The following is a 22,881-nucleotide window of genomic DNA, read 5'->3' as shown; positions in this document are numbered from 1 at the left end:
TGCCTTGTTCTCGTCTTGTGCACCGCTGCAAGCGGAGTATCGTTAAACCTTGAGAAGTCCCTGGGCAGGCTCAGGTTTAACTCTTCCTGAGGACTGCAGTGCCGGTATTCCGGCATGGGTTGTTTCCTATTTCTTGCTCACTGTTTAGCTTACGTTTGCGTCAAGGTCTAGTCTGTGACGTTGCGCTATTAAGTCTCAAACGGAGATTTGCAACAGACGATTCGGGCAAAACCTAAGCAGTTTTGACCTGGCGGACGCCCGCTAGAGGCCCAGAATCGCATTTGGCAACGCCAATTAACGCCCTGTTTACCCTAAGTCGACAAAGTCTTTGGAAATGCTGGCCCGCTTTCCGGCCCTCGTCGGAGACCGAAATTTGCCAGCTCCCATCAGCGGTCAGAAGACCATAAGCCCAGGGTCAGGATATGCCGGCTAGAAATAAACACGAGGCGGGACGCCGCGGCCGAGTAGTGTATGACAGTCTAGATCGGAACGATTTGCCTCATCGCGAAGCTCCGCGCGCGCGTATTGAACGGTTGACACGCACCGCCACAGCGCTCGGCGGGTATGACCGGGGTCATGATGCCGACATCGGTTCAGAAGAAGATTTGGATGCTGTCGCCGATGAACTCGACCGCCTGTTGTCAGAAAGGTCAGATCGGCCTGCTGCCCGTCCGCCGAAAAAGCGCCGGCCTCGCCATGCGCCACGCCGCGAGCGAGAGCCAGTTCGCGAGGCAGGTCTTGAGGATGTGATGGGCGCGCTCGACCGTCTTGACCGGCAGGTTCAAGGTCTGTCCGAGCATGAAGACTATGAGGACGAGTACGACCGCGCGCCTCGCGGTCATAGAGCGGGCCGATATGCAATCGACTCCTTGGACGATCATCATGATCATATGGGTGATGACGTCGGTTATTACGATGATCATGGTTATGAGGATCACCGTTACCAAGACGAAGAAGACTATGCCTACCGTCGTGAACCGCGCCGGACCGGGCCGTCTGCCCGCGACGCGTCTATGCACGTCTACAAGGATCTGGGGCGCCGTATTGATGCGTTAAGAAAACCCCAGGAAAAAGCCTTGGCCCATGTCCGTGAGGAACTTGGTTCCTTGCGCGATGCTTTGGGTGGCCTCGCCAACGGAACGAATGAAACCGTCAGCCGCCAGAATGCGGAACTGCGCCGCTTGACCGACATGGTCGAGCGTTTGCGTAACGATAAGCGGAACGATCAGCTCGCCAAGGACATTCGCAAGGAAGTTGCGGATCTGAAGTCCTTGGTTGGCCAGACGAATGTCGAAGGCACTTTGCAGACCCTGGAACACGGGTATGCTCACATCCTGCAGCGGCTTGATGAATTGTCGCGCGCCTCGGTCGATCCGCGGGTTTTGCGCGGCGTGACAATGCGCCTCAACGAGATCGAAGACGCCTTTGCAGCTTTGCCGCGCTCCGAACACATGATGGTTCTGGAAGATCGGGTGGTTTCGATCGCGGAGCGCATGGAGGAGCTGCTTCAGCGCAAAGACCATGAGGAAATCGAACCTCTGCGCACAGAGCTTCGGGAAGTACGCGGTTTCGTCCAGAAAATCGATATTAAAGGTCTGGTCGAAAGCATTGATGACCGGATGAAGTTCGTCTCCAGCCGTCTGGATGATCTGGAAACTCTGGCCAAGGAGCAGCGTGGTCTCGACAGCCGTCTTTCCGCTATGGAAGAACGGATGCCGGAGCCGGAGACCATCAATCGTCTTCAAGGACGTTTGGAAGACATCGTTGGCATGATGGCCGATGATCGCGCTGCACCTGCAGATCAGCAGCACTTGATCCAGGTCGATCAACGGCTCGATGACATCGTCGACCGTTTGGAGCGGATGGAGCAGACGCCGCCGTTGCCGTCGTCCGACAGCGGGGCATTTCAGGCTCTCGAAAAACGGCTGGAGGCCATTTCCGGCAAGATCGATGTCATTGAAAAACGTGCCGCCCGTCCGGTGCCAGTACTGGATGCGGCTGCCATGCGCTCCGGAAACGGCCCAGATGCCAAGTTTATGGCGCAAATTCAGGATCGCTTAAACGATTTGACCAACCGCCTGGATCAGCCGTCCGATTCAGTAACCACCTCTGATCTCGACAAGCTGCGCGCTGAAATTACCGCAATGCGGGAGCGGGTCGCCGAGCCAGCCTCGACCGATGCGCTCGAGCAGAGGATTTCTGATCTAGCAAACTTGGTCTCTAAAGGTGGTGGTGCAGCTGACGATAGAGGTCTGGAGATCCTTGGCTCCAAGGTCGCCGCTCTTGCGGAGCAGATCGAAAACACATCCAGCACTGCGCAGAACTCTGATCAGTTCGCATCCGTTTTGGAGCGGATTGAAAGTGGTTTAGCGCAAACGCGCTCTGATGTTGCCGGAATTGCCCGAAAGGCTGCCGAAGAAGCTGTCGCAAACACCCCTGCTAGCAAAAACCCGCAATACGATACGGCCATTTCGTCGCTGCAATCGGATCTTAAGCGATTGCTCGACGCCGCTGAGGGAAGCGATGAGCGGACCCGGAATACGTTTGATGGTGTAAAATCCGTTCTGGGGTCGATCACCGAACGTTTGGACACGCTGGAACGGGTTGAGCGGCCCGTAGCAGACAAGTCCGAACCTGCTGCAGATAGCGGCAACAACATGTTCTCGCCAATAAAAGTTGCCGAGCGCCCGCCACTCTTTGCAAAGGCGCAGCCAGACAAGGCCGATATCAGAGGTTCGGAAGAAACCAGCGCGCAGGAGCCCGCAGCTCCTGAAATGTCAGCTCGTGACCGCAAAGCAGACTTCATCGCGGCTGCCCGCCGGGCCGCGCAAGCTGCCTCGGCTGAAGCTGCTCAGTTGGAAAAGAACAAGCCTGAAACCACTGACGAAGCCGACGAGGAGCGCGGCAAAGCACGGGTTGGCTGGTTGCGTAATGTCTTGAAGCGGTCGCCGTCAGCTGACGACGAAGCGCAGCAGGACCGCGAATTCGAAGCCGGTGGAACAGATCAAGCTGGCCCCGAAACGGACGATGACCGTTCGCCAGTCCTGGCAGGTGACCGTGTCGCACCGGAGCCGGCTCAAGCTTCAGGCGGCCGCCGCCGTGCGATCCTCTATACAGCGGCTGCGGTTGTCCTCCTGATGGCTGGCTTTTATGTCACACGCGGTGCCCTCTTGCCGTCTGATACTACGCCGCAGATCGCTGCAGTTCCGCAGGAAAATGCAACGGAAGGCACAGCTGTGCCTGGCGTGGACATGAACGCGGCACCGGCCGCGACCGCTCCGGCCGATAATCCAGAAGTTTCGAGTGCGCCCATAGTGGGGGAAAGTCCGCCTGCACAAGTGGCTTCTGTTGCGGCTGAACCTGCAGCAGATGCGCCTGTGGCGACGCCGTCAAACATCGACCCGCCAGCGGTGGCTGCGACAGACCCGACAACTGCGCCGGTCCCGGCAGCAGCGTCTGCGCCGCTACAGCCTGAAACCGGTCTTGCCTTTGCGCCACCAAGCGGAGTTGAAAACAGCTTTAGCGCTGCGCCTGCCGGAGCAACACGGGGCTTTGCCCCTTCTCAGCCGGCTACGTCAACCGAGACACCAGCTGCCCCTGGATTACTGGCCAGCTTGCCGCCTGAGGAAGTCGGCTCAATGGCTTTGCGCAGTGCGGCAGCCAGCGGAAATTCGGCTGCTGAATTCCTCATTGGGGTAAAATATACCGAAGGTGACGGAGTGCAGGCGGATCTGGCAAAAGCCGCTGTCTGGTATCAAAAAGCCGCCGACAAGGGACTTGCTCCTGCACAATACCGGCTTGCCAGCCTTTATGAAAAGGGCCGGGGTGTTACCAAAGACCTGCCTAAAGCCAAGGCTTGGTACATGAAGTCGGCAGAAGCCGGCAACGCAAAAGCCATGCACAATCTTGCCGTCCTGTTTGCGGAAGGCGGGGGCGACCAGCCTGATTATGCAGCTGCCGCCAAGTGGTTTGAAGCTGCCGCCAACTACGGCGTGAAGGACAGCCTGTTTAATCTGGGCATTCTGTATGCCGGTGGTATCGGCGTCGATAAGAACCTCATCGCCAGCTACAAATGGTTCGCGATTGCAGCTGATCAGGGTGATCCGGAAGCTGCCAAACGGCGCGACGATGTCGCCAACATGATGGATCAGGAAACCTTGGCCAATGCCCGTCTGGCCGTTGAAAACTTCAAGCTGAAGACACCGGTCGCAGCCGCGAACAAGGTGACACTGCAGCCTGATTGGACAGACGGCCAGTCGCTGCCAGCCAGCAAAGCCTCCATCAAGGCAGTCGACAATTCAGCCATGATCCGCGAGGCACAGGATAAATTGAACTATCTCGGCTTCGATACCGGCACGCCGGACGGCCAGATGGGGCCGAGAACCCGCAGCGCGATCCGGGCCTTCCAGCGCAGCTTAGGACTTCCCGAAACCGGTGAAGTTGATGGCCGCCTCATCGATGAGCTGAAGAGCCAGGCGATCTAACGAAGTCGAGTGGAAGTCCCGGCTTAGGGAAAGATTTCCAAAGGGCCGATGGTACAATTTGAAAGACCAGAAGATGTTCGGCATTTTCTGGTCTTTTGCTGTCAGAAACGGGATATCTGGCATCATCTGCCAAGGGACATTTATGAGTCCAGATACACGCGATCAACATTGCTTAGTTGACAGATTGGCTGCCACGGGTTTTTAACCATTATACATGTAAATTTATGCAGTCTTCTGCAACTCTCCGGCGTAGCCCTGTGCAATTATACCTTCCAATAGCTGAAATTCCGGTCAATATCTTTGTGATATTTGCTATGGGTGGCGCTGTGGGGTTTCTGTCCGGTCTGTTTGGCATCGGTGGTGGTTTCTTGTTGACACCGCTGTTGATCTTCTCCGGAATTCCGCCTGCGGTCTCTGTTGCAACAGTGACGACCCAAGTTGTGGCGTCTTCGGCATCAGGGGTAGTCAGTTACTGGCGGCGCAAGGCCATAGACTTCAAACTCGCAGGTATCTTGCTCGCCGGAGGTGTTTTCGGGTCCCTAGTGGGCGTAATTCTTTTTGACATGCTTCAAGCGGTCGGCCAGCTCGATGTTGTGATTTCGCTATCGTATGTAACCTTTTTGGGCACCATCGGCGGCTTGATGCTATTTGAATCCGTCCGGGCGATCCGGCGACGCAAATCCGGCGCGCCTCCCAGCGCCCGTAAGCCTGGCCAGCACAATTGGATCCATGGCTTGCCGCTAAAAGTCAGGTTCCGCAGATCGAAACTCTATGTCAGCGTCATTCCGGTGGTGGGGCTCGGTGCGGCCATCGGTTTTCTGGGGACGGTTCTAGGTATTGGCGGCGGGTTTATGATGGTTCCGGCGCTGATCTATTTGCTGCGCGTCCCGACCGGCATTGTCATTGGTACCTCGCTATTCCAGATCCTGTTCACCATGGCGGCCGCGACCATCTTCCACTCTATGGGCACCAAAACCGTCGATATCGTCTTGGCGATGACCTTGATGATCGGCGGTGTGATTGGGGCACAATTTGGGGCCCGGATGGGTCAGAATCTGCGCGGCGATCAGCTGCGTTTGCTTCTTGCGCTGCTCGTGCTTGGCGTGGGAATGCGGTTTGCAGTCGATCTGCTGCTTGTTCCTGAAGACCTTTATTCCATCGTGATCCGCAAGGGGGCAGGGCTGTGATCCGCATTTGCCTCCTGTTTGCGCTTTTGTTGTTCTGGATAAGCCATCCGGCGGCAGCGAGAAGCGGCCGGGATCTGGTGACATCGCTGTCTTCGGACGTGGTGTCAATCCAGTCGAATTTCACCGGTACGGAGATCGTGATTTTCGGGCAGGCTCAACATATTCAACGGTTGGACAACGACCCTGAAGGATATGAACTTGCAATTGTCGTCGAAGGGCCGCCGCAAGATATCACCACCCGCCGGAAAGGTCGTTTCTTAGGGGTCTGGGTAAACCGGGAATCGGAAACATTCCAAAACGTTCCTTCTTTTTATGCCGTTGCCAGCACTGTGGACATTGGGGCAATGGCTGAAAGAAACATTCTCGATGACCTTGGGATCGGTCTCAATCATATAAATCTCGCCGTTTCGGGGGAGTCCAATGTGCCGCTGGCCGACAGGGATGACTTCCGGAAGGCCTTTGTGCGCTTGCGCCAGGAGATGGGGCTTTTTTCCGAGCAAGAAACATCAATTGAGTTCCTGACAGATACGATGTTCCGGACAAACATCCCCCTGCCTGCCAATATTCCGGTCGGCAACTACAGCGTCCAAAGTTTTCTGTTTCAAGATGGCGTGCTGGTGTCACAAACCGAAGAAGTGCTGCGCGTTGGCAAAATCGGCTTTGAGCAAGTGACCTTTGAACTCGCCCGTGAATACTCGCTGATCTATGGTTTGCTGGCCGTGGCCCTTGCCATCTTCACCGGTTGGCTGGCGGGCGTGATTTTCCGGAAAGACTGATCACGGCCTAAAGCGGTGGTTTTGTCTTAAAGTCTCGGGCACCTGACGGCCTCAAGGTATCTATTGATGATTTAGAAGACTGTCCCTGGATCGTCGTGTGCGCCTGAGGCGCAGAAATGTATGCGATGTTATCGCAATGCGTTGAGGCAAGAACTGGCTTCAAAACCGCCGAATGTCATGTAGGCTGCCAAAACGAGAGTTGGTGTCGTTCTCTAACTCGATCGCGACAGGGGCAACATGACCGATCAATCTACTCCAGAACCAACATCTAACTTGGGCAGCAAAACGGAGTCTTCCGTCGATGCCCGGGTGATCGATATCGCGATCCGGCTTGGTGTTCTGGGTGTGTTTGCCTATTTCTCCTTGCAGCTTGTCGCGCCGTTTTTTGCCTTTCTTCTCTGGGCGGTGGTTCTGACTGTCGCGCTTTATCCGGTCTATGCCTGGCTTGCGGAAAAACTTGGTGGCCGGAAGGCCGTCTCGGCCACGGTGATTACGTTGATCGGCCTCGCGATTATCATCGGACCAGTCGCTGTTCTCGTCGTGAGTCTCGTTGAAACGCTTCAAGGACTGTATCACGGCATTACATCCGGCGGCCTCGCTATTCCCCCCATTCCGCCAAAACTGGCAGACTTGCCCGTTGTCGGTGAAAAGATCGCCGAATTCTGGCAGCTGGCCGGCCGCAGTCTGGAGCAATTCTTGACCAAGATTGGTCCACTGCTGGCGCCCGCTGGTGGCAAGATCTTGTCGATCCTCGCATCCTTGACCGGCAGCGTCTTGTTTTTCGTTGTGTCGATCATATTGGCCGGATGCTTGTTCGTTCCAGGCCCGGTCTTGGCGTCAGGCGCCAAACGATTTGCCGATCGGATTATCGCTCCGCGCGGCGCTGAGTTTGTTGACCTGGCAGGCGCCACCATCCGCAATGTTTCCCGCGGCGTGATTGGCGTTGCCGTGATCCAGGGGCTTTTGACAGGTGTGCTGCTGATCCTGTTTGCCGTGCCGATGGCTGGGTTGTTGACCTTCGCCGCTCTGATCATGTGTATCGTCCAAATCGGACCGGCACTGATCATCTTGCCCACGATCATCTGGGCCTGGAGTTCCTGGGAGTTTCTGCCTGCGCTGCTGTTCACCGTGCTGATTGTTCCGGTGATGCTGGTCGACAATGTGTTAAGACCATTGTTGATGTCGCGCGGTCTTGAGGTGCCGATGCTGGTGATCTTAATCGGCGTACTGGGTGGCACACTTGCCTACGGCCTGATCGGCATGTTCCTCGGGCCGGTCATCCTGGCGGTTTTCTATGAGCTGGTGATTGCTTGGGTGAAGGCCGGGGAGGAAACTTAATCCCCAACCAGCCGGCTGGCGGTAAACGGGAACAGCCGGTCGTTACCGAGCATGAAGACTGAATACTTCCGGCGTTCGAAGATCTGCCCAAAAGCGTCGTGGGTCACATTCAGCCCGCCGGTGAGCGCACCGAAAGCGGGCAGGACGAGGCGGCTGCCGTCAGTGACAAAACAGGCACGGCGGATGGAGCGGCCGAAGCGGCGCACGCGGGCGGCCGGATGCAGGTGGCCACAGATTTCGCCGCGGGTGTCATTCGAGCCAATTGTCTCGATTGGTTCGTGGCGGAAGGACAGTGGACCGATCGTGATTTCATCGACCGTTTCGCCGCACAGGCGCACAGGTGCAATCGGATCGTGATTGCCGGTCACCCAGATCCACTCCCGGTTCAGCTGCAAGGTGGTCAACATGGCCCGGTAGGGCGCGGGCAGGCGGTCGGAGCCGTCGGCATCGTGAAAGCTGTCGCCCAGGCAAATGACCCGGGCCGGATCAAAGGCGTCCATGACAGCGGCCAGTTTTTCCAGCGTAGCCCCTGTGTCATACGGCGGCAGCATGATGCCGCGCTTTGCAAAGCTGGAGCCCTTTTCCATATGAAGGTCGGCGACAATAAGTGTCGATTCATCCGGCCACCACAGGACTCCGCTATCGTGCAGGCCGACCAGCTGACCGTTGATCTGGATGTCATGGCACACCGGCGCGGCTGTATATTTGCGCAAGTGTGACGAAAGGGCAGTCATTCCATGGCCTCCAGAAGCAGTTCCGACGCGGCCTCCTCCAATAGGGACTCTATCGCCTCGCCGTAAACAGGTTCCTTGCCAATTTCAAGAAGGACCGGCACGGCAAGAGGAGACACGTGCTCCAGGCTAGTATGCGTGATTCGACCGCGGATCCTGGAAAGAAGATCGCCCAATCGCGAGATATCCAAAAGTCCTTCCGCTGCGTCGTTCCAGGTTGCCTGCAAAAGGATGTGATCGGGCTCGTGGCTTCGTAAAACATCGTAGATCAGATCCGTAGACACCGTGACCTGCCGGCCAGATTTCTCTTGTCCCGGATGACGGCGTTCGATCAGTCCGGCGATGACAGCGCAGTTCCGGAAAGTTCGTTTCATCAGGCTGGATTCCGCCAACCAGGCATCCAGATCGTCACCCAGAATGTCCTGATCGAACAGTTCATTCAGCGGGATTTTGCCGGATGAAAACAGCAGAGACAGATCGCCAAGACCCCAGATTGCCAGAGCGTAATCATTAGCGACGAAGCCCATCGGACGGGCCCCCATGCGCTCCAACCGTTTGGTGAGCAGCATACCGAGGGTCTGGTGCGCGAGCCGGCCTTCGAACGGATAGCAGATCAGGTAGTGCTTGTTGGAACGGGGGAAGGTTTCCACCAAAAGGCCATCGCGGCTTGGCAGCAAAGATTTGTCTTGCTGGATTTCCAGCCAGTCCCGCACCTGGTCCGGTAAGGCTTTCCAGCTCTCAGGCGTTGCCAGCATTGTCCGGACGCTCTCGGCCAAATAGGTGGAGAGCGGAAACTTGCCGCCCATATAGGACGGGATCATCGGATTGTCGGTCTGGGCGCGGGAGACATAGGCTTCGTTTTCCCGCAGGCCCTCAAAGCGCAGCACTTCGCCGCCAAAAATGAAAGTATCGCCTGGCGCCAGTTGCTCGATGAAATACTCTTCGATTTCGCCAAGCACCCGGCCGCCCCGGCCGATCGGCGCGCGCCGCCCAGCCGCCTTTGATTTGACTAACCGCACCTTCAGCATCGGCGCTTCGACAATGGTGCCGACATTTAGGCGGTATTGTTGTGCGATCTTCGGATGGGCGATCCGCCAAAGTCCGTCCTTGCCTTTTCGAAGTTTTGCGTATTGCTCATACGTCTTGAGCGCGTAGCCGCCGGTTGCAACAAAATCGAGCACCTTTTCAAAGGTCTCCCAGTCCAACCAGCGGTAGGTTTCTGAAGATCGGATTTCATCAAAGGCTTGTGAAGGATCCAGCGGGTCGGCGCAGGCAAGGCCCAAGAGATGCTGGGCCAGCACATCCAGCGCGCCTTTGCGCAAAGACGGGGTGTCCTGCTCGCCCTTTTTCGATGCGGCCAAGGCCGCCTGACATTCCAGAACTTCAAAGCGGTTGGCCGGGATCAGGATTGCTTTGGACGGCTCGTCCATCCGGTGATTGGCGCGGCCGATCCGCTGGGCCAGACGGCTGGCGCCTTTGGGCGCGCCGATGTTGACCACCAGATCAATATCGCCCCAGTCGATGCCCATGTCGAGAGAGCTTGTGGCGACAACCGCGCGCAATTGCCCAGACGCCATTGCTGCTTCCACCTTGCGCCGCTGGCCGACGTCCAGTGAACCGTGGTGGAGGGCAATTGGCAGCGTGTCGTCGTTGATCCGCCACAGCTCCTGAAACACCATCTCGGCTTGACTGCGGGTGTTCACAAAAAGCAGAGAGACATTATGCTGTTTGATCAGCTGATAGATATCGCCGATCGCATAACGGGAGGAGTGCCCAGACCAGGGTAGCCGTTCTTCCGAATCCAGAATGGAAATGTTCGGTTCCGCTCCGCCGCTGACTTCAACGACGGAGGAAAGGGCGCGTTTATCCTCCTGTGGCTGGCCAACCAGATAAGCGCGCAGGTCATCCGGCTCGGCAACGGTGGCCGAAAGGCCAATCGTCCGCATCTCCGGCGCCAGCTGGCGCAAGCGCGCAAGGCCAAGAGAAAGCAGATCGCCGCGCTTGGAAGTGACCAAGGCATGGAGTTCATCCAGGATCACTGTTTTGAGTGATGAAAACAGTTTTACTGAGGCCGGATCGGACAGGAGCAGCGCGATCTGCTCCGGCGTCGTTAACAGAATGTCCGGTGGGTTGAGTTTCTGGCGCTGGCGTTTGTGGGAGGGCGTGTCGCCGGTCCGGGTTTCCAGTCGAATGTCCAGCCCCATCTCGGAGACAGGCGCTTCGAGGTTGCGCGCGATATCGACTGCCAGCGCCTTGAGCGGAGAAATATAGAGCGTGTGAATTCCACCCGCCTGACCCGGTTTACGTTTTCCCTGTGTTTCCAGTTCCACTAGGCTGGGCAAAAAACCGGCGAGGGTTTTCCCGGCGCCGGTCGGCGCGATCAAAAGTGTCGATTGTCCCGCACTGAGGTGATCCACCAGCTGCAATTGGTGCGCGCGCGGGCTCCAGCCCCGTGAGGCAAACCAGCTTTGAAATCGGTTGGGAAGAAGCACGGCATCCATAATCCTATTCATAAGTGTGTCCGCCTGCTTTTACGAGAGCTGGCCAATCAAATTACGTGGCCTATAGTCAGCGTAATGACTGAGCTTCTGACCCTGACCCCTGAAGGGCTTTATTGTCCTTTGGCCAAAGCGCACATCGATCCGGTGCGGCCTGTCGAGAAGGCCATCATCACCCACGGTCACGCAGATCATGCCCGGGCCGGGCATTGTGCCGTGCTGGCAACCCGGCAGACCCTCGATATCATGGCAATCCGCTATGGCACTGATTTTTGCGGTCAGGCACAGGTCGTCGGCTACGGCGAGACGCTGACAGTGGGCAGCGTGGAGGTGTCGCTCCATCCGGCCGGCCACGTCCTTGGATCCGCGCAGGTTCTCTTGTCGGCCGGCGGCGAACGTACGGTCATATCCGGCGACTACAAGCGTCAGGCCGATCCCACCTGCGCGCCGTTTGAGCTGGTGCCTTGTGATACTTTTGTGACCGAAGCGACGTTTGGTTTGCCGGTGTTCCGGCACCCGCCCGCACAGCAGGAAATCGCCAAGCTGCTCTCCTCATTGGATCTGTTCCCGGAACAAACCCATCTGGTTGGCGCTTATGCTTTGGGCAAGGCGCAGCGGGTGATCGCCGAAATCCGGGCGGCCAGTTACGAAAAAACCATCTACCTGCACGGCGCTTTGGAAAAACTTTGCGCCTACTATCAATCTCAGGGCGTGGATCTTGGGCGGTTGGAATTGGTCGGTGACCGCGGCAAGGAGCTTCAAGGGGAGATCGTGATGTGCCCGCCCGGTCAGCTCAGCGACCGATGGTCGCGGCGCTTTGGTGATCCGGTTGCTGCCATGGCGTCCGGCTGGATGCGCGTGCGCGCAAGGGCGCGCCAGCGCGGCGCTGAATTGCCGCTGATCCTCTCAGATCATGCTGATTGGGACGACCTTTGCCGGACAATTCTGGAAACCGGCGCAGAACAAATTTGGGTCACTCATGGCGCCGAAGAAGCTCTTGTGCATTGGTGCGATTTAAATGGACGAAAGGCCCGTCCGCTCAATATGATAGGCTATGATGACGGAGAGGGGGCTGACGCCAGTTTGCTGGATGTGAAAGGGCAGGCAGCTTCTTAAACCGGACAAAATTGAAACGCCGGATCGCAGGGGGCAGACATGGCAGACAATGGCGACTTCCAGCAAACCGGAAACGGCGGTGGCAATGGGGCGGACTTGAATGGCAATGATGAAGCGGAAGAAACCATCGCCCAGTTGTTCGATGATTATCAGGCCGGTTTCAACGACTATGACATGGAACGCATCTGCGACTGCTTTGCGCTGCCTGCAATCATCTGGCAGCATGAGAAAGGCCATGTCTTCAACGACGATGAAGAGCTGATCGAGAACATTGAAGCGCTCTTGAAAGCCTTAGAAAAAGAAGGTGTTAGTCATTCGGAGTTCCAAGTGGTCTCCAGCCATGTCAGTGGCACGACCGCTTTGGTCACCCTCGATTGGAGCCAGGAGAGCACCGATGGTGAAGCAGTCTTCGAGTTCACCTGCCATTATCAGCTGATTCAGGACGGCGAAGACTGGATGATTGCCGGGATCGTCAACGAGTAGCGGCTCAATGTGGCGGAACCGCTGTGGCGGGAGGCCTCAAACACCCCATGATGCTGTGAACCAAGTGGGCTTTGATAGCGTCAGGGTCGTCGACAATCTGTCCGCCTGATATTGCACCATGAAGCACGGAGCGGATGAGATTTCGGATAACAAACCCTGCTGCCTCAAGATCCTGTGTTGCGATTTCCCGGTGTCTGCTGCTTAAGAAAGTGCGGGCGGCGGAATCCATCTTCTGATGGAACATTTCCTGGTCGGACTGCACGGTGTTTGCCGGGAGCACTTCCTCGAACGCAGCATTCAACCGGGGCGCGTCCAAGTGCACCTGGAAATTAGCATCGACGATGCGCCGGATAGCATCAGGAAGCGGCAGATGTTCTGAGGACGCCATAGCTCCCTCCACGGCGTGAAGAATCTGCGCACGGTGCGCGATTTTCAGTTCCAGGATCAGAGCAGCCTTGTTTGGGAAGTACTGGTACAAGGATCCAATGCTGATGCCCGCCCGCTCGGCAATCAGATTGGTAGTCGACGCCTCATAACCATTTTGATCAAAGACTTGAGTTGCGGCTTCCAGAATGAACCCGACCATCTGCCGCGAGCGCTGCTGTTTCGGCCGCCGCCGGCGTACATTGTTCAACTCCATGTAAAAAACATCCTCCACCGCACTGGGCGCTCACATAGAGAGGCAGATGGGTCAAAAATGTGACCAGAACGCGAGTGTGTTCATTTCGAAGGAATGGATTTGTCCAAGTGTTCAAAAAATAACCCCAATATATCTGATGCTTATCTGGAGTTTATGTCCCTTTTCGGGAGTAGCCTCCAGTTCCAGAAACGCGAGTTTTGCATCCCTTAGCAGCGGTTCACTTTCCGTGTGCCGGTCGAATGAGAGACGGCCGGATACAGACGGAGGTTGTGACTGTGTTCATGAACAAGGGATGTTCCTTGGGGGCGTTGGCCTTATTTACTGTCGGAAGCTGCTCACATGTACCAGCACTTGCTGCGGATTTAGGCGACAGCAATTCGGTCGGCTGGGCCGACCTGGGCGGCCGTGCCGCGCAAGGTGTCCATGGGGTTGTGGTGTTAGGCGCAGCAGCTGAGCCGGAATACGAGGGGGCTAAAGAGTACATTCCAATACCTCAGTTCTACACCAACCTGAGAGCAATGGGGTTGGGCCTAGAAATCAAAGGACCGGAAGCAAGTCTGAACTTGCGGCCAGTTGCGCCCTTCCAATTTGGTCCCGCCGTGAAGTACCGGATGGGGCGGGACAATGTATCGAACACTGTAATCGACAGACTTGATGCAATTGATGGGGCCTTTGAGGCGGGTGGTTTTGTTGCTTATCAGTTCAACTCCCTTTTTTCGCAATCGGATGTTTTCGAGGTTTCTGCAGAGCTAATGACCGATCTTTCCGGCGTGCATGAAGGGACGAGCGGTAAAGTCCGGGCGGGATATCAGTTTTCCGCGACTGAGAGACTTGGTCTTGGGCTGGAAACAGAAGTTGGCTTTGCCAGTGATGGCTACATGAATACATATTTCGGCGTAACCGGGGCTGGTGCGATGACCTCAGGCCTGGCAGCCTACACAGCCAATGGCGGTGTGAAAGACGTCGGTGTCCAAGCAACCATGACATATAACATGACCGATCGCTGGGGGCTTGTTGGCCGGGCATCTTATACGCGTTTGTTGGGCGATGCGGCGGACAGTCCAATCGTCAAGGATGAGGGGTCTGCAGATCAGTTCAAAGCTGGCATGGGGCTGTCATTTGCCTTCTAGGCAAGGAGCAAGCCGAAGAAAAGAAAAGGCCCACGCTTAGGTGGGCCTTTGACTTACTTCGCGCGATCCGCCTTGCGCTGGGCGCGGGACGGTTTGTTTTTCTTCGGCGCCTTCTTTTTGGCCCCGGCCGGTTTGCCACCGGTTTTCGGTTTGCCCTTTCGAGGCGCGTCACCGTCGGTATCGCGTGGCTTACGGGCTTTGCGTGGAGCATCACCGTCCCGGTCGCCTGAGAGCGCCTTCATATCTAGCGGTTCATAGGCCGGATGATGTGGTGCGGCATCGCCGTCGTCCCGGCGGCGCTTTTTGCCGCGAGGCCCATCGAAGTCGCGCTTCGGGCCGCGTTTCGGCCGATCCGGTTTCAATGTGTCTTCCCGGCCCATCTCTTCATAGTCTGGGGCATCGCCTTTGCGCGGGCGCCGGTTTTGGTAGCCGCCCCGATCTCTGTCGCCGCGCTCACCGCGATCACCTCTGTCTCCGCGATCTCCCCGGAAGCGGTTGCCTCGATCCCGATTGCCACCGCCACGGAAGTTGTCTTCCTTCGGCGGTTGCGGGATTTTGCCGCCACGGGCATCCAAAAGCGTGATGTTGACGTTTTCCTCGCCCGTGCCCTCACGCTTCACCACCTCGTTGAAACGTTCGCCGTGTTTGCCTTCGATCTCGAAATAGAGCTGGTTCTGGAAGATCTTGATTGCGCCGACTTCACGTTTAGTTACGTGTCCGGCGCGGCAGATCAGCGGCAAGATCCAACGCGGTTCTGCCCGCTGGCGGTGTCCGAGAGACAATGAGAACCAGACACCGTCATCGAACTTGCCAGTGATTTCGGCGCTTCGGCCACCACGGGCGCCAGCATCACGGCCTTTGAGGGAGGATTCGTTCAGTTCGGCAACATCTTCCGGTGCTGGCAGGCGCGACTGGCGCAGCTTGACGAATGCAGCTGCCAATTGTTCGGCGCTGTGCAGCGCCAACAGTTCCGTGGCAACAGCCCGTTCTTCGTCTTCCAGCTCTGCGGACAGGACCGGATCTGCGAGCAGGCGTTCTTTGTCCTTGGCGCGGATTTCGTCCGCGGTCGGAGCGCCTTTCCAGGTGGCGGTGATATTGGCGAAATGCAGCGTGCGTTCTGCCTGGCGGCGGCGCGGGAACGGCACCATCAGCACGCAGGTGCCCTTGCGGCCTGCGCGGCCAGTTCGGCCGGAGCGGTGCAAAAGCGCAGCCTTGCCAGTTGGCAGGTCGGCGTGGATCACCAGATCCAAGTTCGGCAAGTCAATGCCGCGGGCAGCGACATCAGTCGCAACGCAGACCCTGGCTGTGCCGTTCTTCATAGCGGTGAGAGCGGCTGTACGCTGTTCCTGGCTCAGTTCACCGGATAGCGACACAATCGCAAAGCCCCGGTTGGCGAGGCGGGCGGTAAGACGGCTGACCCCTTCGCGGGTGGCGCAGAAGACAATTGCCTTTTCCGCTTCATGCAGGCGCAGAACGTTGATGATCGCGTTTTCACGTTCATTCGGAGCAACCGGATGCGCCACATAGTCGATGTCGACATGTTGCTCGCGGGCATTGATCGTCGACAGCCGGACGGCGTCCTTCTGGAAGCGTTTGGCAAGCTCGGCGATCGGCTTTGGCACCGTTGCGGAGAACATCAAGGTCCGGCGCTCTTGTGGCGCTGCGTCCAGAATGAACTCCAAATCTTCACGAAAGCCCATGTCGAGCATTTCGTCAGCTTCGTCGAGTACAACAGCGCGCAGCTCGGACAGATCCAGGGCACCGCGTTCGATGTGGTCGCGCAGCCGGCCAGGTGTGCCTACAACGATATGCGCGCCGCGGTCCAAAGTACGGCGTTCCGTGCGTGGGTCCATGCCGCCGACACAAGACGCGGTGACAGCGCCAGCTTCGCCATAAAGCCAGGTAAGTTCTTCTTTCACCTGTAGGGCAAGTTCACGTGTCGGCGCAATTGCGAGTGCCACTGGAGCGCCTGGTTTGCCGAGCGTTTCTTCTTCACCGAGGATGGTCGGGGCTAATGCCAAGCCAAAGGCAACGGTTTTACCGGAACCGGTTTGCGCGGAGACAAGAAGATCTGCTTCGGCGGGGGCTTCGTTCAGGACACTTTCCTGAACCGGGGTGAGGCTTTCATAGCCACGTTTCGCCAGCGCGGCTTTCAGCGCCGGGGCGAGCGACATCAAATCAGTCATAGGAATCTTTCAACTGCTCCGGATCATCTGCATACCAGTCAGCAGTCTACCGGATCGGGCCATCACCATGCCGGCCCTTATGGAGCGCGGCTTATACAGGCTTTCATCTGCCACGTCTACTGGCAGGAATTGCCTCAATTATTTGCAGGGATGTAAAAACTAACAGTGTTGTTTAGTAGTGTTTCAGCTGTGCCTCGTAGATAATATCAATGGTATACGGTGCGACAATTTTTCATCCTCAGGTTTATATATTTTCTTAACTTTACCTTGCGTTATTTGAGCCGAGATTTCTGTTTGGGGATTGTCATGTTCAAATCAATTCGTGCTCAGATCGCGTTGCTTGCGATTGTTCCGCTGTTGGCTTTTTTGTTTCAAAGTTTCATCGCACTTTATGAAGCGCAAAATGAAAGCCGTATCGCATCTGATATCCTTCCAAAAGCAGTGATGGCAGAACGGTCGGAAGCAGTGATTCACGAGTTGCAGAAGGAGCGCGGCCGGACAGCGGTGATGATCGCCACCGGATATGCGGACAATCCCAAGAAACTCTTGGCGGAACAACGTAAAGCGACGGACAAGGCTGTTGAGGACTTTCAGACCGCTGTTGCTGGTTTCTCTGTCCATAACAAGGTGGTTTTGGAAAAGGCCCGGGAGATGGCCAATCACCTTAATGCCATCGGTCAACATCGCAGCGGGATTGATAATAAGAGCATCAATGGCGCGAAGAATCTTGCGTTTTATTCAGGCAACATTCGCCAACTGGTTGCTCTGATTTGGGCTGGCGTTCAAGCAAGCGCAGACAGTGAATACGCGCAGGATATGTCACCGTTTCTCCTATTGACGGAAGCGATTGAAGCAGGGGGTCTTGAACGTGCAATTGGTGGCCAACTGTTCACGATTGTCGGAAAAACAGGAGATGTGCCAAAAGAGCGATTTTTGGCATATTTCGACCGTTTGTCGGTTGAAAACGCATTTCTCAAAGACTTCAGAGAGATCGCCTTCCCACACCATATTGAGTTATTCGACCAGATGGTTTCAGGACCAGCGGTTTCTCAAGTCGTAGAATGGCGCAAGGTTCTTCGAACCTTACCGGAAACAAAAGATGGACAGGGTATTGATGGCTCGGTCTGGTTTGGTAAGGCAACCGAACGGCTTAATTTGATGCGCAATGCGTCTCTTGAGATGCTTTACGCAGGCGAAAAACGGGCCCAGGAACTTGCTGACAGCGCCAACCAGCACTTCATGATGGTGGTCTGGGAAACGGTTTTTGTTGTCCTGCTTACTCTTGGCCTTTGTGTCTGGCAGATCAGCAAAGTAAACAGCACTTTGGCTAAATTGGCCGGCAAGTTGGTGGACATTGCAGAAGGCGCTTTGGACTTTAAAATGCCGTTCTTGAACCGGGCCGATGTTATCGGCGATCTCGCTCGAGCTGGCGAAGTCTTTCAGGAAAACGCCCGAGTACGAGCTGCCCTAGAAATGGAGGCAGCCAAGGAACGTGATCGCGAACGGATGCGTCAAAACCACGTCGAGGAGCTGATAGAAAAGTTCCGAAATTTGATGGCGAGCGTTACCGGAGACGTTGATGATAAGACCAGTCAGATGACGGATATTGCTTCGCGCGTGCGGCATATCTCCCAGGATGCGTCTTCCGCAGCTAGTGAAGCGAAAGGGGCATCTGAATCGTCATCTAACAATGTGCAAACAGTTGCTGCAGCCGCTGAAGAAATGTCGGCAGCCATTCAAGAAATCCTCAATCAAGCCGGACGGGCAACTGATGTTATCAGCGATGCTACCGGAATAGCTAAACAAACGGATGGCAATGTTTCCAGTCTGGCGGACGCGGTTGAGAAGATCGGTACGGTTGTTGAGATGATCCGGGCAATTGCAGAACAAACCAATCTATTGGCGCTCAATGCCACTATCGAAGCCGCCCGCGCCGGCGATGCTGGTAAAGGGTTTGCAGTTGTCGCAGCAGAGGTGAAAGAACTGTCGACACAGACGGCAAAAGCGACAGAAGAGATATCCAATCAGATTTCATCGGTCCAAGGGCTGACCAGCGAAGCTGTGGACTCCATTCGCAAGATCTCTGGATCCATTGAGCTCATCAGTGAAGTCACAGGCGCCATCACAAGCGCTGTTGATGAGCAAAGCATTGCCACGCACGAGATTACGCAAAGTATTACAATGGCAGCCAGTGAGACCGCAAATGCGGTGACAAGCGCAGAAACCGTGGATCAAGCGATTCAGGCGACTGCAGGTGAAGCGCAAACGGTGGATGAAATTGCAGTGGCTGTGAAAAATGTCGCGGACCAGATGTCGACCGGTATCGAGGGGTTCCTTGAACAAATGGCTCACGATGTCGAAGAACGCCGCCGGGCGAGCCGCAAGCAGGAACAAGGGCAGAAAATCACGCTAATCTCTGAGGATGGGCGGGAGCATTCAACCCGACTGGTGAACAGCTCGGACGGTGGAGTTGGCGTAATAGCCTTCGCGGGGATCAAGGAAGGCATGCGCCTAACTTATGTAGATTTCTCAGGTATGCAGGTGCCGATGGTCGTGAAATGGATCCGCGAGGATGCGGCCGGCTTGCAACGCATTGCAGACGAGGTTGGCTTAAGTGATGCGGCCTGATCCCGGCACTTGATCTGGAGACCATCAAAAACATATAGCCGGTAGAGGTTTTGACCCAGGCCCTGATCCGGCTATGTGAATCTATGCGTGCTTTTTCTCAACTCATGGACCGACTGTCACTGGAACCAAGGCGCCTCGCAAAAGAAGCGCTTCTGGTCAGCTATTTCAAAAGTGTTCCCGATCCCGACAGAGGATATGCGCTTGCAGCGCTGACAGGCGATATGAAGTTTAAGCACGCCAAACCTGCAGTTCTGAAGGCGCTCATAGGGGAGCGCTCCGATCCCCAGCTCTTTGCGCTCTCTTATGATTTTGTCGGAGACTTGTCAGAAACCATCGCATTGATGTGGCCGTCTCCAACCGGTGTGGACACGGAAAAAAAGACAGACGCAGTAAAACTGGCTGACGTTGTTGATGCGTTGGAAAATGCGGGCAAGACCGACGTACCGCGCTTGCTGACCAATTGGCTGGATCAATTGGATGAAACCGGCCGGTGGGCTCTGCTGAAGCTGGTTACGGGCGGGCTTCGGGTCGGCGTGTCTGCGCGTCTTGCAAAAACCGCCGTGGCACGACTAGGCGATCTTAATGTTTCAGACATTGAGGAGGTTTGGTTCGGGCTGAAGCCGCCCTATGAAACCCTGTTTGCCTGGGCCGAGGGCAAAGGGGAGCGCCCGGACAATCTGGACCCAGCACCCTTCCGACCCGTCATGCTGGCCCACCCTCTTGATGCAGATCGGGACCCAGATCAGCTTGAAGCAACCGATTTTGCGGTGGAATGGAAATGGGATGGCATCCGCATTCAGGCTGCAGCCGGTGAAGCACGGGACGGACACACGGTCCGCCGTCTTTTCAGCCGCACCGGCGAGGATATTTCGCGCACATTCCCGGACGTTTTGGAGGCGCTGACTTTTGACGGCTGCATCGATGGTGAGTTGCTAGTCATCGCAGAGGGCAAAGTCCGACCTTTTGGTGACCTTCAAAAGCGCCTCAACAGAAAGACGGCGGGCCCGAAACTTCAGCGTGAATTTCCCGCGGCAATCCGTGCATACGATCTGCTGACGCTGAACGGTGAAGACCTGCGCGGGTTATCATTTGCGGACCGGCGGACAAGGTTGGAAGAGTTTGTTGAAGACATATCGCATCCCAAGATCGATATTTCGCCGCTGGTAGATGTCAAAACATGGGATGAAATTTCAGAAGCGCGCAGCAATCCTGACGCATTTCTGGACCCTGATGATGCCGCAGCAGTAGAAGGGCTGATGCTCAAGAAGCTTGATGCTCCATACACCGGTGGGCGGCCGAAAGGCCTCTGGTTTAAGTGGAAACAAGATCCGCATCTTATCGATGCGGTGTTGATGTATGCACAGCGGGGGCATGGCAAGCGGTCATCGTTTTATTCCGACTATACGTTTGGCGTCTGGCGGGATGGCCTGGAAGGTGAAGAGTTGGTGCCCGTTGGCAAAGCCTATTTTGGTTTTACAGACGAGGAGCTGCAGCAAATTGACCGGTTTGTACGTGCCAATACGACAAACCGTTTCGGCCCAGTTCGCGAAGTACGATTTGGTCACGATTTCGGGCTGGTTTTGGGAGTTGCGTTTGAAGGTTTGAATAAATCCAGCCGTCACAAGTCCGGCGTGGCGATGCGTTTTCCGCGAATTTCACGGATCCGCTGGGATAAGCCTGCTGGCGAAGCTGATCGTCTGGAAGCCCTTGAAAAGTTGCTCGATCACCGGTCTGATGTGGCAGGTTGATGTATGTTCCCGGTGACAAACGTCCAAACTGGCCGTGCTTTGGCCATGGAATTGTGGCAACGGTAGTTTGGCCGCGCCAAGCGGCGTGTATCTTCAAGCTGTTTTTAGGAGACTTGTAGTATGGCTCGCGCATATTTCTCGGCAGCCATTTTGGTTTTAGCTGGTGCCGGAGTTCTCGCAGCAGGACCTGTTCGGGCGGAAACAGAAGTTACGCCTGAAGCTGTTGAGGCGGTAACCGAGGGGGATAGCGACCGTTTTTCATTGGTCGCTGCCGATGGCGATATTCTCCGAGTGGACCGGCAAAATGGAACTGTCTCGATTTGCCGGCAAAAAAATGCCAATTGGAGGTGTAATCCGGTGCCGCTTGCGGAAGAGGCTTATCTTGCCGAAATCAACGCATTGGCTACTGAAGTGGAAAATCTGACAGCACGTTTGGAGACGCTTGAGGCTGGCAAAGAAGACGGCGGCATCCCATTGCCCCCTGGGTCTGCGGTCGACCGCCCCGAGGACAAAAAGATCCCAGAGGATGGACCGTCAAAACTGACTGCAGAAGACGAAGAAGAGCTTGATAAGGTTTTGAGTTTTACTGAAACGGCCATGCGGCGGTTCTTTGGTATGGTGCGTGAGCTGCAAAAGGATATGGACAGCAGCGGCAACTAATCAGTTGCCGCTTTCTCAACGTTTAGGTCAAATCAGAACATTAAGCCAATCGAAGGCGCCTATTTTAGTCTAGCTGTATTTTTGCAATCGCCTTGCGCGCTGCCTCAGGCAGTTCAATCGCTTTCCGGGCATTCAGATCCATTGCCAGGGCAACGACATCCAATGTTGCAGCTAACCGGCTTGTGCGGCTTTCATATATGTGGTGCCGCATGCCGAACGTCTTGGCCTGAGCGCCGGTAAAGCCGGAGGCGACAACGATAGCGTCGCCCGATTTAAGTGGCGTGTGCCAAATCAGCTTCATCTCCATTGCGACACGGCCGAGATTATGTTCGCTCAGATAGGCGTGGGTCAGTGGGCTGCGTTCCCATACATGAGGGACTGCATCTGTACAGCAGGCGAGCGCGAATTGATCATCTGCTTTACCGTCTGCATTGACGTGCCGTGGAAGCACTGTTCCGCGGAAGCACAAACCGCCACCGTTCTGCAAAAGCTTATCCAGAGCCGGTTTGTTGTTCGCCGGACTTGCAGGCAGACCGCGAGGTGAGGCCAGTTCGCTCATGGGACATTGGTGATCCTTGAACCTTTGGCGCAAAGATTTGACTGTGCTGGCGCTGGGCTCATAGCCGTCAATAGCCGTTGCGCTCAAGTCACCGGTTCCGGCATTTCGCAATTCGTGAACGACCGTCAGCATATGCGGCCCATCGAACGCGATGCCTGAATGAACGGTGATCAAATCACCTGTACGCAGCTCTTTGTGATAACGCACATGCCGAACCCTGCGGGCGCCTACCAGAGCATCGCTCAGGCCGGTGATCAGCCGGAACTGCTGATCAGCTTCATCGAACCGGCTGAAGTAGAACTGAACGTTTAGATGATCATTTTCATCGCATTCCCATCGGTTGGTGAAGGAATAAAGGGTTGGGTGCAGCGCCATGGTATCGAAGCTTTGATCTTTAAAAAGGAATTTCTGTGCTGAGAAGCTATTGTAGTTTCAATGGTTTTTGAAGTGTTTATTCGAGAGGCTCGTCTCCTGTGGAAAAATGAGTTGTATTCCGCAACGCTTATGTCAGTTTGCTTCTTGGTTAATCTGTGCCAATCGTAGGCTCCAGTTGCGTTTCGCAGGGAGCTTCCCGTATAAGGGGAAGTATAGTTGCGTTGAATTTTATATAACGCATAGCAACCCTTGGGTGTGGTGAATTGTGCGTCATGCGGTGTGGCTTAGATTCTAGGCCTATAGAGGGTTTGACTTTCAAGGTCTGAATGAGGCACATACTTT

15 protein-coding genes are annotated in these 22,881 nt (G+C 55.9%); 10 read left to right on the top strand and 5 right to left on the bottom strand.

Annotated elements, in window-relative coordinates:
- Positions 1-422 precede the first annotated feature (422 nt).
- From ACOOFE_RS20085 to ACOOFE_RS20070, 4 genes are all read left to right on the top strand, one after another.
- Positions 423-4,484 carry a peptidoglycan-binding protein gene (locus tag ACOOFE_RS20085; protein WP_420411710.1) on the top strand — a complete coding sequence of 1,354 codons (4,062 nt, stop codon included), beginning with the start codon at positions 423-425 and terminating at the stop codon, positions 4,482-4,484.
- A 257-nt stretch (positions 4,485-4,741) separates the two neighbouring features.
- Positions 4,742-5,671, top strand: a complete 930-nt coding sequence (locus ACOOFE_RS20080) for a sulfite exporter TauE/SafE family protein (RefSeq protein ID WP_420411709.1) — start codon at positions 4,742-4,744, stop codon at positions 5,669-5,671.
- Complete coding sequence (locus tag ACOOFE_RS20075; RefSeq protein ID WP_420411708.1) at positions 5,668-6,447, top strand: TIGR02186 family protein; 780 nt, start codon at positions 5,668-5,670, stop codon at positions 6,445-6,447. Before ACOOFE_RS20080 ends, ACOOFE_RS20075 begins: the two co-directional genes overlap by 4 nt.
- A gap of 237 nt (positions 6,448-6,684) precedes the next feature.
- The gene (locus ACOOFE_RS20070; protein ID WP_420411707.1) at positions 6,685-7,785 is read left to right on the top strand and encodes an AI-2E family transporter; all 1,101 of its coding nucleotides are present in this window, start codon (positions 6,685-6,687) and stop codon (positions 7,783-7,785) included.
- On the opposite strand, the gene pdeM is transcribed toward ACOOFE_RS20070, so the two are convergent.
- Entirely contained in the window at positions 7,782-8,519 is a 738-nt protein-coding gene (gene pdeM, locus ACOOFE_RS20065) for a ligase-associated DNA damage response endonuclease PdeM (RefSeq protein ID WP_420411706.1), read from the bottom strand. The two genes, ACOOFE_RS20070 and pdeM, sit on opposite strands and share 4 nt — an antisense overlap.
- Positions 8,516-11,029: a ligase-associated DNA damage response DEXH box helicase gene (locus tag ACOOFE_RS20060; protein WP_420411705.1), complete on the bottom strand. Its 2,514-nt coding sequence runs from the start codon at positions 11,027-11,029 to the stop codon at positions 8,516-8,518. The genes pdeM and ACOOFE_RS20060 overlap by 4 nt, the downstream gene beginning before the upstream one ends.
- A 63-nt stretch (positions 11,030-11,092) precedes the next feature.
- Here ACOOFE_RS20060 and ACOOFE_RS20055 point away from each other — a divergent pair, with 63 nt between their 5' ends.
- The gene (locus ACOOFE_RS20055) at positions 11,093-12,130 is read left to right on the top strand and encodes a ligase-associated DNA damage response exonuclease (RefSeq protein ID WP_420411704.1); all 1,038 of its coding nucleotides are present in this window, start codon (positions 11,093-11,095) and stop codon (positions 12,128-12,130) included.
- Positions 12,131-12,169: 39 nt separating this feature from the next.
- A complete protein-coding gene (locus ACOOFE_RS20050; RefSeq protein WP_420411703.1) occupies positions 12,170-12,613 on the top strand; it encodes a DUF4440 domain-containing protein in 444 nt (147 codons plus the stop codon).
- Between the two features lie 4 nt (positions 12,614-12,617).
- Here the strand turns inward: ACOOFE_RS20050 and ACOOFE_RS20045 are convergent, their stop codons facing one another.
- Positions 12,618-13,253 carry a TetR/AcrR family transcriptional regulator gene (locus ACOOFE_RS20045; protein WP_141187920.1) on the bottom strand — a complete coding sequence of 212 codons (636 nt, stop codon included), beginning with the start codon at positions 13,251-13,253 and terminating at the stop codon, positions 12,618-12,620.
- A 281-nt stretch (positions 13,254-13,534) separates the two neighbouring features.
- On the opposite strand from ACOOFE_RS20045, the gene ACOOFE_RS20040 reads away from it, so the two are divergent.
- A complete protein-coding gene (locus ACOOFE_RS20040) occupies positions 13,535-14,383 on the top strand; it encodes a MipA/OmpV family protein (RefSeq protein ID WP_420411702.1) in 849 nt (282 codons plus the stop codon).
- 53 nt (positions 14,384-14,436) lie between these two features.
- Here the strand turns inward: ACOOFE_RS20040 and ACOOFE_RS20035 are convergent, their stop codons facing one another.
- Positions 14,437-16,569: a DEAD/DEAH box helicase gene (locus tag ACOOFE_RS20035; protein WP_420411701.1), complete on the bottom strand. Its 2,133-nt coding sequence runs from the start codon at positions 16,567-16,569 to the stop codon at positions 14,437-14,439.
- 306 nt (positions 16,570-16,875) lie between these two features.
- On the opposite strand from ACOOFE_RS20035, the gene ACOOFE_RS20030 reads away from it, so the two are divergent.
- The 3 genes from ACOOFE_RS20030 (at position 16,876) to ACOOFE_RS20020 (ending at position 21,605) form a co-directional block, all read left to right on the top strand.
- Positions 16,876-19,197, top strand: coding sequence for a methyl-accepting chemotaxis protein (locus ACOOFE_RS20030; protein ID WP_420411700.1), 2,322 nt, complete (start codon positions 16,876-16,878; stop codon positions 19,195-19,197).
- An 83-nt stretch (positions 19,198-19,280) separates the two neighbouring features.
- Positions 19,281-20,945 carry a cisplatin damage response ATP-dependent DNA ligase gene (locus ACOOFE_RS20025; protein WP_420411699.1) on the top strand — a complete coding sequence of 555 codons (1,665 nt, stop codon included), beginning with the start codon at positions 19,281-19,283 and terminating at the stop codon, positions 20,943-20,945.
- 120 nt (positions 20,946-21,065) lie between these two features.
- On the top strand, positions 21,066-21,605 hold the full coding sequence (locus ACOOFE_RS20020; RefSeq protein WP_420411698.1) for a hypothetical protein: 540 nt from the start codon (positions 21,066-21,068) through the stop codon (positions 21,603-21,605).
- 64 nt (positions 21,606-21,669) lie between these two features.
- Here ACOOFE_RS20020 and ACOOFE_RS20015 read toward each other — a convergent pair whose 3' ends face one another.
- On the bottom strand, positions 21,670-22,539 hold the full coding sequence (locus ACOOFE_RS20015) for an acyl-CoA thioesterase (protein WP_420411697.1): 870 nt from the start codon (positions 22,537-22,539) through the stop codon (positions 21,670-21,672).
- Positions 22,540-22,881 lie beyond the last annotated feature (342 nt).

The organism is Roseibium sp. (assembly GCF_965216085.1).
Taxonomy (GTDB): Bacteria; Pseudomonadota; Alphaproteobacteria; order Rhizobiales; family Stappiaceae; genus Roseibium.
The sequence above is the reverse complement of the archived record's forward strand: the minus strand, read 5'-3'. Positions and strand labels throughout refer to the sequence as shown.